The sequence below is a fragment of the Lentiprolixibacter sp. genome, assembly GCF_982873095.1.
Genome location: NZ_CEYNTP010000148.1, coordinates 1 through 7,030 on the forward strand (window position 1 = coordinate 1; position 7,030 = coordinate 7,030).

General features: G+C 46.5%; 8 protein-coding genes and 1 pseudogene. 6 read left to right on the forward strand and 3 right to left on the reverse strand.

The genetic code is table 11. The annotated features are described in order from the left end of the window. The coding region (gene hpt / locus AC4E7D_RS09545) for a hypoxanthine phosphoribosyltransferase (protein ID WP_490173571.1) at positions 1-635 on the reverse strand (635 nt) is incomplete at its 3' end. A gap of 131 nt (positions 636-766) precedes the next feature. On the opposite strand from hpt, the gene AC4E7D_RS09550 reads away from it, so the two are divergent. The 3 genes from AC4E7D_RS09550 to AC4E7D_RS09560 are packed head-to-tail and all read left to right on the forward strand — an operon-like array spanning position 767 to position 4,523. Next, complete coding sequence (locus AC4E7D_RS09550) at positions 767-1,927, forward strand: 5-(carboxyamino)imidazole ribonucleotide synthase (RefSeq protein WP_490173572.1); 1,161 nt, start codon at positions 767-769, stop codon at positions 1,925-1,927. Between the two features lie 11 nt (positions 1,928-1,938). Beyond that, the gene (purE, locus tag AC4E7D_RS09555) at positions 1,939-2,430 is read left to right on the forward strand and encodes a 5-(carboxyamino)imidazole ribonucleotide mutase (protein ID WP_490173573.1); all 492 of its coding nucleotides are present in this window, start codon (positions 1,939-1,941) and stop codon (positions 2,428-2,430) included. A gap of 56 nt (positions 2,431-2,486) precedes the next feature. Next, entirely contained in the window at positions 2,487-4,523 is a 2,037-nt protein-coding gene (locus AC4E7D_RS09560; RefSeq protein WP_490173574.1) for a M3 family metallopeptidase, read from the forward strand. On the opposite strand, the gene AC4E7D_RS09565 is transcribed toward AC4E7D_RS09560, so the two are convergent. Then, complete coding sequence (locus AC4E7D_RS09565) at positions 4,520-4,876, reverse strand: rhodanese-like domain-containing protein (protein ID WP_490173575.1); 357 nt, start codon at positions 4,874-4,876, stop codon at positions 4,520-4,522. The genes AC4E7D_RS09560 and AC4E7D_RS09565 overlap by 4 nt on opposite strands. Positions 4,877-4,940: 64 nt before the next feature. Between AC4E7D_RS09565 and AC4E7D_RS09570 the strand changes: the two genes are divergently transcribed. Both AC4E7D_RS09570 and AC4E7D_RS09575 read left to right on the forward strand, forming a co-directional pair. Continuing rightward, a complete protein-coding gene (locus AC4E7D_RS09570; protein ID WP_490173576.1) occupies positions 4,941-5,513 on the forward strand; it encodes a sigma-70 family RNA polymerase sigma factor in 573 nt (190 codons plus the stop codon). Continuing rightward, the gene (locus AC4E7D_RS09575) at positions 5,510-5,737 is read left to right on the forward strand and encodes a hypothetical protein (RefSeq protein ID WP_490173577.1); all 228 of its coding nucleotides are present in this window, start codon (positions 5,510-5,512) and stop codon (positions 5,735-5,737) included. The genes AC4E7D_RS09570 and AC4E7D_RS09575 overlap by 4 nt, the downstream gene beginning before the upstream one ends. Here AC4E7D_RS09575 and AC4E7D_RS09580 read toward each other — a convergent pair. After that, on the reverse strand, positions 5,722-6,555 hold the full coding sequence (locus AC4E7D_RS09580) for a UbiA prenyltransferase family protein (protein WP_490173578.1): 834 nt from the start codon (positions 6,553-6,555) through the stop codon (positions 5,722-5,724). The two genes, AC4E7D_RS09575 and AC4E7D_RS09580, sit on opposite strands and share 16 nt — an antisense overlap. 130 nt (positions 6,556-6,685) lie before the next feature. Between AC4E7D_RS09580 and AC4E7D_RS09585 the strand changes: the two are divergent. After that, positions 6,686-7,030 (forward strand): annotated as a pseudogene (locus AC4E7D_RS09585) (aminomethyl-transferring glycine dehydrogenase); the annotation flags it as partial.

Consider the following 7,030-nt stretch of genomic DNA (forward strand, 5'->3'; position numbering starts at 1 on the left):
ATGAGTTGCGGACTCACATTTTGAAGGAAGTAGTCCTTGAGGAAATCAGCCTGGGTGCCTTTACCTGCACCTGGCTTTCCAAATAAAACAAGGTTGATCATTGGAACTTCTTTTAATTGATATACTTCTCTAAGGTTTCGTCCTAATTCCAGATAGTCAAGACCGTAACCCACAATAAATTTATTGGGGATCTCCATACCGAAATAATCAATGGTATACTCCCCGTTATACACTTCTTTCTTGTAAAACAGGCTAGCGATCTTGAAATCCTTTACATGGGTATTAGAAAACAGATGAACCAGCTCCTGCAGCGTCCGGCCAGTGTCTATGATATCTTCGAGGATAATAATGCTTCTGCCTTCGATATTCTCAGAGACATCTAGCAGGTTCCGAACGATTCCCGTGGATGTTAATCCCCGGTACGAACTCAACTTAACAAAAGTAACTTCGCAAGGATGAGGGTAGTGCTTCAGGAAATCCGATACAAACATAAACGCCCCGTTGAGGACTCCTACAAAAATGGGAACCTTATCCTTGTAATCCCTGGCAACGTCTTCAGCCACCTTTTTCACAGCTTCGAGGATTTGCTGCTCAGACAGGTACGGCTCAAATTGTTTGTCGTGTAATCTAATCAATGGTTAGGATATTTGCGGATGCCAAAGATACGCTTTTGATTTCTCTTTTTTTAAGCACTTAGAGGGGTTTATCAGATTTAGCCTTATTTTTGCTGCTGTATGCTGATCTGGCAAAATCTTCTGCAATCCGTATGACCCACAACTATTTTTCATCTGATTTTAAATTGGGAATCCTGGGAGGTGGCCAACTGGGTAAAATGCTGCTTTATGAAACCAGGAAGTTCGATATCTACACCCGGGTGATGGATGCCTCTGAAGCAGCTCCGTGCCGTATCGGCTGCAACGAATTTGTTCAGGGGGATCTGCTCGACTTTGATGCTGTTTACAATTTTGGCAGGGAGGTCGATGTGCTTACCATTGAGATAGAAAATGTAAATGTGGAGGCATTGGAACAACTTGAGGAAGAAGGGGTACTGGTGTATCCCCAACCTGAGGTACTTCGGACAATTCAAAACAAAGCGAGACAGAAGCTGTTTTATGTGGACCACAACTTGCCCACAGCTCCTTTTTCGCGCTTTGCCTACAGCAGTGAAATCAAAGAAAGCATCGCCCACGGCGGCCTTTCCTTCCCTTTTGTCTGGAAAAGTGCGCAATTTGGTTACGATGGGAAAGGAGTAAAGATTGTACGATCCGAAAATGACCTGGACAGCCTGCCCAATGTGGAGTGTATTGCGGAAGAGCTGATCGATTTTGAAAACGAACTTGCGGTAATAGTGGCCCGCAACCGAAAGGGAAAAGAAAAAGCTTACCCTGTGGTTGAGATGGAATTCCATCCCGAGGCCAATCAGGTAGAATACGTGATCTGCCCGGCCAGGATCCCGGATTCCGTCGCTGAAAAAGCCCGGGAGGTAGCCCTGAGGGTTTCCAGGGAACTTGGACATGTTGGGCTTCTCGCTGTGGAAATGTTCCAGACCCGTGAAAACGAAATCCTGGTCAATGAAATGGCACCAAGACCGCATAATAGTGGACACTACAGCATAGAGGCCAGTTATACCAACCAGTTTGAGCAGCACATACGTGCCATTCTTGATTTGCCATTGGGCAATACATCAAGCAAGGTGGCAGGGATCATGGTCAACCTCGTTGGTGCCGAAGGGCATACCGGCGATGCGGTATATGAAAATATTGAGGACATCCTTAAAATTGAAGGGGTAACGCCCCATATTTATGGAAAACGCGAAACCCGTCCTTTCCGTAAAATGGGCCATGTTACCATCGTTAATGAGGATATGGATACGGCCAGGGAAATTGCCGAAAAAGTTAAAAATACCATCCGAGTAATACGTAATTAATACAGAGCATTATGAGTAAAGTAGCCGTGGTTATGGGAAGCACAAGCGACCTTAATGTAATGCAGGAAGCTGTTGACATCCTCAGGTCATTTGGGATCGATGTTGATGTGGACATTGTTTCTGCACACCGCACACCCGACAAGCTTTTTGAGTTCAGTAAAAATGCCCACACGAACGGTTATAATGTAATCATAGCAGGTGCCGGAGGTGCGGCACACTTACCGGGAATGGTAGCATCCCTTTCTCCCCTGCCGGTCATCGGCGTACCGGTAAAAAGTCGAAATTCCATTGACGGATGGGATTCGGTCCTGTCAATTCTGCAAATGCCTGCGGGGGTTCCCGTGGCCACTGTTGCCCTGGACGGGGCACGTAACGCAGGTATCCTGGCGGCCCAGATCATTGGAAGCCAAAATCCGGAGGTCCTCCAGAAAATCGCAGCATACAAAGAAGGCCTGAAAGAAAAAGTGATCAAAGGCGCTGAGGCTGTACGAGGATCAAAATAACCAGCTACTTGCTCACAGGCAATCGCTTTATCAATATCAATAAAATCAGTTGAAACATGACCGAGGTGAACCCTTTACTTACCCCTTTTGATACAGCCCCTTTCTCCAGGATACGAGAGGAACATTTTAAGCCCGCCTTCATAGCTGCCCTGGAACAGGCCCGTTCGGAAATCGAGCAAATAGCCAGACAGGAAGCTGCTGCTACCTTTTCAAATACCATTGAAGCCCTGGAATTCAGCGGGGAGCATCTGGACAGGCTGAGCAGCCTCTTTTTCAACCTCAATTCTGCGAATACTACAGAAACCCTGCAACAACTGGCTCAGGAAATCTCACCTATGCTTGCAGAGTTCAGTAATGACATTACGCTGAACGAAGCGCTTTTTAAAAGGGTAAAAGCTGTATATGACCAACGCGGGGAGCTGGACTTAAACCCGGAACAAGAAACCCTGCTTGATAAAAAATACAAGCATTTTGCACGGAACGGGGCCAACCTGCCCGAGGCAGATAAAAGTCGTCTTCGTGAAATCGACACTGCCCTGGCGAAATTGAAACTGACCTTTGGCGAAAATGTACTGGCCGAGACCAATAAGTATGAGTTACACCTGACCGAGGAAGCCGATCTGGAAGGGTTGCCGGAAAGCGCGGTGGAAGCGGCAAGGTTGCTGGCCAAATCAAGGGATAAAGAAGGTTGGGTATTTACCCTGGATTATCCCAGCTACCTCCCCTTTATGAAATATGCCCGCAATCGGGACCTCAGAAAGCAACTGTACCTTGCCTTTGCCAGCAAAGGTTTTCACGGGGATGCCCTGGACAACACAGAACTTGTTCTAAAGATCGCAGGCCTGCGGCACGAAAGGGCCCAACTTCTTGGGTATACAACCCACGCCCATTTTGTGCTGGAAGAGCGTATGGCAGACAGCCCGGGAAAGGTGATGGACTTCCTGAACGAATTGCTCGAAAAAGCAAAACCCGCCGCCGAACGGGAATTTGAAGAACTACAGAATTTCGCCAAATCTATAGATGGGATTCAGCAGCTCCAAAAATGGGATAGTGCTTACTATTCAGAGAAACTGAAACAAAAACGCTTTGACCTAGATGATGAACAGCTCAAGCCGTATTTCAAATTGGAAAATGTGCTGCAAGGGGTATTCAAGGTCACAGAAAGACTTTTTGGTTTGCGCTTCGAGGTGGTAGATGATATCGACAAATACCATGAGGAGGTCGTTACCTACAAAGTACTGGATCAGGATAATAATTTCATTTCACTTTTCTATGCGGATTTCCATCCCAGGCCGGGGAAGAGGGGTGGCGCCTGGATGACCTCCTTTAAACCGCAATACAGGAAGGGAGATAAAAACTTCAGGCCCCACATTTCCAATGTTTGCAATTTTACCAGGTCCACTGAAACAAAGCCTTCCCTGCTCAATTTCAGGGAAGTGACCACACTATTTCATGAATTCGGGCACGCCCTTCACGGCATGCTGGCAAATACTACTTACCCCAGTCTCTCCGGCACTTCGGTATACTGGGATTTCGTGGAATTACCGAGCCAGCTCCTTGAAAACTGGTGCTATGAAAAAGAGGCACTGGAACTCTTCGCTGTGCATCACGAGACTGGGGAGCCCATCCCTATGGACCTTATCGAGAAGATAAAAGCCACTGCGACCTTCCAGCAGGGCATGGCAACCTTAAGGCAATTGAGTTTTGGTTTTCTGGATATGTCCTGGCATGCCAAGGACCCCACCGGGATTACTGATGTAAAGGGATATGAAAAAGAAGCTTTTGCAGGTACCCAGCTTTTTCCGGAAACCGAAGAAACCTGTATGAGCACCGCGTTCTCTCATATATTTCAAGGCGGGTATTCTTCCGGCTACTACAGTTATAAATGGGCAGAAGTATTGGATGCAGACGCTTTTGCTTACTTTAAGGAACACGGCATCTTTAACGCGAAAATCGCGGAACAGCTGAGGACTCATATCCTTGCCATGGGCGGCACGGAGAAACCCATGGATCTGTATGTGCGTTTCAGGGGTAGTGAACCGAAACTGGATGCATTGCTGGAAAGGGCCGGTCTATTGAAGAAATCAGCCTAGTCCCGGGCTTTTAGCCAGGCATCGTAGCCCCCGGTAAGGTCAACCACCTCTTTGTATCCCAGGGAATCGAGCAGTTTTGCTGCCGACGCACTGCGACCACCCACCTTGCAGTAGACATATACTTTCTGGTCCTTGTCTATGCCTTCCAGCTGTTGTACGAAGGATGCATCATACCAATTGAGGTTAAGCGCCCCTTCAAGATGCCCCTCCTCATATTCCTCCGGGGTCCTTACATCAATTACCACCGCATTTTCGAGTTCATCAGAACTCAGTTCGGTAATGGGCATTTCCCTTGCTTGCTTACAGGAAAACAAGAACCCTGCGCTTATAAATACTAAAAGGAATCTTTTCATGATACAGGCTTTTAGCCAAAAGTAGTGATATTTCTTCTTAAGTATTTCCCTTACTTTTGATCCGATGAGCAGGAATGAAAGTACACATCAGTTACATCCCGAAAACTGGGTTGATCAGTACGCTGACTACCTGTATAATTATGCGGTTATCCGTGTAAGTGACCCGGAAGTAGCGCGCGACCTTGTACAGGAAACCTTCCTCGCCGGATTGAATTCAGCCAAAAATTTCAAGGGTACTGCTTCGGAACGCACCTGGTTGATTGCCATCCTTAAACGTAAAGTAATAGATCATTACCGCAAGATCAATTCTAAAAAGGGAAAAGCAGAAGTACGTATCCAGAGTATTCAAAATGACGACAACGAGGGCGACTGGCTGGAAGAACGTGCTGCAGATCCTCTCAGCCTTAAAGAAAACAGTGCACTCGAAAACGAGGAACTAGGGCTTGCTATCCAGGAGTGTATTTCAAAATTACCCGCAAAACAGGCTAAGGTCTTCACTATGAAGACCCTGCAAGGCATGGGAACGGAGGAGGTCTGTAATGAATTGGGAATAAATCCGTCTAATCTTTGGGTCATGATCCACAGGGCCAGAACATCCCTGATGGCATGCCTCGACAAAAATTGGTTTGGTGTATGATTTCATGTGAAGCAGCGGCCCATATTTGTAATAAAAAACAGTACAAAGAAGCCTCCTGGAAGGAACGCATCCAACTGTTCCTTCACCTGGTAGTCTGCAAGACCTGCACTACTTTTTCCAGGAAAAACACCCAACTCACTTCGCTTTGTAAGAAAGCCCACCTGCAACAGCTATCCGATCAGGATAAACAGCAGATAAAAAGAAGGCTTCAAAACAAGGGATAGTATAGCGTAATAAGTCCTATCAACAGGGCCCAGGCAATCGGAAGGCCTTCGACCCAAAAGGAAGCATAGTAATCTGACTGGTTGCGGCTTGCCCTTCCCAGCAGCAACCATAAGGCCATCATTAACACGAACTTGCCCGGAACTTCCAGTACATGCAGATCATCCTTCAGAAAGGTCAGTAGGAAATATACCATCGCGAGCAAGACCCCTGCCCATTTGGTTGCCCTTTCTCCAAAGCGTTGTGGAAAGGTCCTGAGCTCAGGGGGATCGTACTTCAGGTCTCGTATTTCAAAAGGTACCATGAGAACCAGGATGAGGAGAAATCGCTGCAGAAAGTCAATATACCCATCCCACCTCCAACTCACCTTGTAATGCACCATCGGCAATACCTGTGTGATCAGCGTCCAGACCAGGGCAACAAGGAAGACCTTGAGCAGCCCGTAATTCCTCAGGTTCTTTTTACGTGGGTAAACCGGTAGGGCATACGCTCCTATGAACAGGGCGGTGACAAAAAGTACAAGCCAGCTTTCATGACCCAGGTCTTTAAGCAGGAAAAGGGCAATGCCCAGATTGGCCAGACTGAAGTACTGTATTACCCTGTGATAACTATTGGAAACCAGAACATACTTCCTTGCCTCCACACCGTATTTGATGAAATTATAGGTAGCCAGTGTACTGCAAAAGATAAAAATCAAAAAATCTGTTTCCGGTGTTATGTTTAAGAAGGTAAGGGTAACAAAAATCAGGGAAACCACGGCAAAACCAACATGTATACTGGACCGCAGGTAAAACTTGAAAATTTCGGCAAAAACATTCATTAAACAAATGTAGCCAAACCCCTCGGTACCGTTGATTTATGGTTAAAAACTTTCACTTCAGGGCCTTTGTTTTTGCAGTTTTTAAGAGAATTAATCCCTAATTTTGTGCATTTAAAAATTAGCACTGCTCATGAATACGGAAAAGTTTGCTTTACGGCACATAGGCATCAGGAATAAGGACCTTGATCATATGTTGGAAACCATTGGCGTAGATAGTCTTGAACAGCTTATTGACGAGACCATACCAGAGGAAATCCGGCTTGAGGAACCCTTGCAACTAGATGCCCCGATCAGCGAACCCGAATTCCTGAATCACCTGCAGGAATTATCCAAGAAAAATCAGGTTTTCAGGACCTATATTGGTATGGGGTACCATGAGAGTGTTACGCCTTCGGTAATAAAAAGAAATATCCTGGAAAATCCGGGATGGTATACGGCCTACACCCCTTATCAGGCGGAGATTGCACAGGGCCGG